General features: G+C 36.8%; 5 protein-coding genes and 1 pseudogene. 4 read left to right on the forward strand and 2 right to left on the reverse strand.

Going from position 1 to position 3494, the window contains the following annotated elements:
- Window positions 1-691, reverse strand: a 691-nt coding sequence (locus IQ229_RS18780) for a TauD/TfdA family dioxygenase (protein WP_194046331.1), incomplete at its 3' end; no start/stop codon positions are given.
- A 290-nt stretch (window positions 692-981) separates the two neighbouring features.
- Between IQ229_RS18780 and IQ229_RS18785 the strand changes: the two genes are divergently transcribed.
- From IQ229_RS18785 to IQ229_RS18800, 4 genes and pseudogenes are all read left to right on the forward strand, one after another.
- The gene (locus tag IQ229_RS18785; RefSeq protein WP_194046333.1) at window positions 982-1521 is read left to right on the forward strand and encodes an SH3 domain-containing protein; all 540 of its coding nucleotides are present in this window, start codon (window positions 982-984) and stop codon (window positions 1519-1521) included.
- A gap of 71 nt (window positions 1522-1592) precedes the next feature.
- Window positions 1593-2378 (forward strand): DUF4058 family protein, encoded by a 786-nt coding sequence (locus IQ229_RS18790; RefSeq protein ID WP_194046335.1) that lies wholly within the window; start codon window positions 1593-1595, stop codon window positions 2376-2378.
- 15 nt (window positions 2379-2393) lie between these two features.
- Window positions 2394-2495 (forward strand): annotated as a pseudogene (locus IQ229_RS18795) (DUF4058 family protein); the annotation flags it as partial.
- 36 nt (window positions 2496-2531) lie between these two features.
- A complete protein-coding gene (locus IQ229_RS18800) occupies window positions 2532-3167 on the forward strand; it encodes a tetratricopeptide repeat protein (RefSeq protein WP_228013560.1) in 636 nt (211 codons plus the stop codon).
- Between the two features lie 222 nt (window positions 3168-3389).
- Here IQ229_RS18800 and IQ229_RS24915 read toward each other — a convergent pair whose 3' ends face one another.
- Entirely contained in the window at window positions 3390-3491 is a 102-nt protein-coding gene (locus IQ229_RS24915; RefSeq protein ID WP_228013561.1) for a DUF559 domain-containing protein, read from the reverse strand.
- Window positions 3492-3494 lie beyond the last annotated feature (3 nt).

The raw sequence follows: 3494 nt of genomic DNA on the forward strand, positions 1-3494 counted from the left end.
CAACTTCAAAACTAAGAATCTTTGGGTTTAACCGCTTTGTAGGCAATAGACTATTAATGAAGACCTGATATTTTCCACATCTGCTAGGGATAATAGCTGAAGAAATGTCTTCAAGCAGAATCGATTCATCCTCATTTACTGTAAAATGCGTATTATTTTTCTGACTCATTTCTTCTAGCTGATTCAAATCATCTGTTTGGTATTTTTTCTGCCAGTCCTCTTGAGATATCCGAACATTAAATTTTAACTTATTTTTGCTGAATAACTCTTTGGTTGAACTACTAATTTCATTAAAAAATTGTCTACCATCACATACCGTAGTTTCACCATCTTCTAATGGTGGATTAGCACAGAAAAACCACAGCATAAGTGGGATATTCTGCTGATAATACATTTCGCCGTGCAACTTAATCTCAGATTTAAAATCATTAACGCTTAAAAGAGTCTCATCTCCATTAATTACCCTTCTACTGAATGCACCACCAGCATAATTTATAAAATCGATACTCAAGAGATTGGTAAATTCTTTAAAAATATCAACATCAACATCAAATCCTCTAAAAAGTAAGATTCCATGAAACTTAAATAAACTAATAATTTCTTCTTTGTCTAATTTTAAAATACTCACGTTATCCAGGTTATTAATTTCTTGAACTATGCTATTTGATATGGAATGTATTTTTTTACTCATATAACTTAATGAATATTTGCCTAAATTTGAACTGATTGTTGGCGTTAACTACACTATATACTGACATTTTAATACTTAATGATGTCGTTGTGTTGGATATATTAGCGTAGGCGTAGCCCGTCGTAGACATCGCAGGACTAAATTTTGTAAAATTAAAAGAGTGTTATTGCAGTACTAAAACCTCTTTGATAGAACTATCTTACAAAGTTAACCAGAATTTGTTTAGGTAGATTCGGAGATATCAATAAGACTCCAGCTTTGGGTACTGATGCCAGAAACTTGAATAAATTATGACAAAAAAAGTGAAAAATCCAGCATCAAAGTTAGCGATCGGATTGGCATTCAGTTGTATTAGTGTGATACTCAATACTGGTATAGCTAGTGAAATAAGTTTAGCGAAATCAAGTAATTCTCAAAAGTGCGATATTTTTGCCTACATCACCGATACAGATTCCCAAGGGTTAAATGTGCGGAGTGGTGCAAGTACAAATAACGTAATTATAGGACAAATACCCATCAACGAAACAGTTCATGTTATTGGTGCTGCTGGAAATTGGGTGCAGATTACTAATGCTAGCAATGGTTTTCAAGGAACTGGATGGGTATTCGTGCCAAAGTTAGGCTTAACAACGCGGGGCTACGGTACTAATGGCGTGGATTTCTATGCTAGTAGCAGTCAAAAAAGCCAAAAACTGAGAAGAATTCCTGCTAATACGCCCGTCAAATTGTTAGGCTGTCAGGGAGATTGGGCGCAGGTGGAATATCAAGGTGTTAAGGGTTGGTTGACAAGGGAAGAGCAATGTGGTGCAGCCCTTACTAGTTGTTCTTAGAACCCTTCCCACTGTTTCATGGAGGAGGCTATGAGAATTACTTTTAAAATTTTAGTTTTGAGATATTTGTTATGGCTTATCCATTTCCAGGAATGAACCCGTATTTAGAAGATCCTGAATTATGGCCAGGAGTACATGGGAGATTAATAGTAGCGATCGCAGATTATCTTTCCCCTCAATTACGCCCCAAATATTTTGTTGCCATTGAAGAACGAATTTATCAAACTACTGGCGATGATAAACTTTTGGTTGGTATTCCTGATGTAATAGTACAAAGTTCACAGACAGCAATAAATCCTAAAGTACCAAATATAGCTATAGCTACACCTACTGTTCAACCTAAAACGGTGACAGTTCCTATACCTGAAATAGTAAAGGAAAGATATTTAGAGGTGCGAAAGATAAGCACAAAAGAAGTAGTGACAGTGATTGAAATTCTCTCACCTAAAAATAAACGTAAAGGGGAAGGACGCAACGCATACGAAACTAAGCGACAGCGAGTCTTGGGAAGTTCAACACATTTAGTGGAAATTGATTTATTACGCATTGGGGAACCAATGTTAGTTTTTGGGGATGGTACGCAAAATGATTATCGGATTTTGGTTAGTCGGGCAGAAAACCGTCCCCAATCTGATTTATATGCCTTTAATTTCCAAGATGTAATTCCTACATTTCCGTTACCTTTGCAAATTGGTGATAGTGAACTGTTGTTAGATTTGCAGAGTTTATTAGCTGGAATTTATGATCGTGCAAGTTATGATTTGGTAATAGATTATAGTCAACAGCCAGTACCAGCGTTGTCAGAAGCAGATGCAGTTTGGGCAAACGCATTGTTACAGGAGAAAGGACTGCGTTAAAGAAGAAGTCACTATCGAATTTTACTTTTTTGTGGCGATCGCCGTCCTTATGCTGACTTATATGCTTTTAATTTACCAGATATAATTCTATCTTTTTTCCTGCCTTTGCGTTCTGGAGATACTGATGGAAAAGCATCAGTAGCTATCAATGAATTGCTATATGGAGGTGGATTACATGGTTATCTTGAAAATTTAGTACCTCTTAGCAATCAAAAATCACTAAAACTTCAAAAATCTCCCATTCTAAAACCAAAGCAAAAAACAGAAATTGATAAAAATCTTATTTTAGATAAACCCGATCCAAAAGAATTTATTGCAGAATTACCTGACTATATTAATTTAGGTAATCTATATTATCATAAAGGAGAATATATGAAGGCGATTGCTAACTATGACGAAGCCATAAAAATGAATTTTAACTTGCTAAAAGCATACTACTGTCGCGGGCTAGCCTATTTAGGCTTACAAGAAAAGCAGCAAGCAATTAAGGATTTCACTGATGTCATCAAGATGAATTCTAAGTTTGCTCCTGCCTACTATAATCGAGGGCTAGCTCATTGTTATATAGGAGAATCGGAAGCTGCGCTTGCAGATTTTACTGATGCAATCAAGATTAATCCTAGCTATGTTGTCGCCTATATCCACCGAGGTCAAACTCTTTCTTACATAGGAGAAAAACAGAGCGTAATTACAGATTTTCAGAAAGCTGCCGACTTGTATAGTCAACAAAACAGACAAACGGATTACCAAAATATACTCTGTAAAATTACAAAACTCTTAGACTCCTAGCTACACTTGATTATTATTGGCAATAAGCGATCGCACTCCCACTATCAAATTCACCTTACAGCCAAGATTCGCAAGATAACTCCCTCACTTGTCTCATGCGCTCAAAATCGCTATCTTGTGAGACGATGGTCAAATTATGGCGCAAAGCGATCGCACTTCCTCATAAAAAACCACATAATTAGCCCCCTCCTCGCTTGTGGGGAGGGGGTTGGGGGTGGGGTTCTATCTCTGCAACCAAGCACCAATATCCTGCAATACCCCCTCCATCCTCTTCAGAACATCCTCATTTCTAAATCGCACAACCTGCAACCCCAAACTCTCCAAAAA

Origin of the sequence: Nostoc cf. edaphicum LEGE 07299 (assembly GCF_015207245.1) — a bacterium.
Classification (GTDB): domain Bacteria; phylum Cyanobacteriota; class Cyanobacteriia; order Cyanobacteriales; family Nostocaceae; genus Nostoc; species Nostoc edaphicum_B.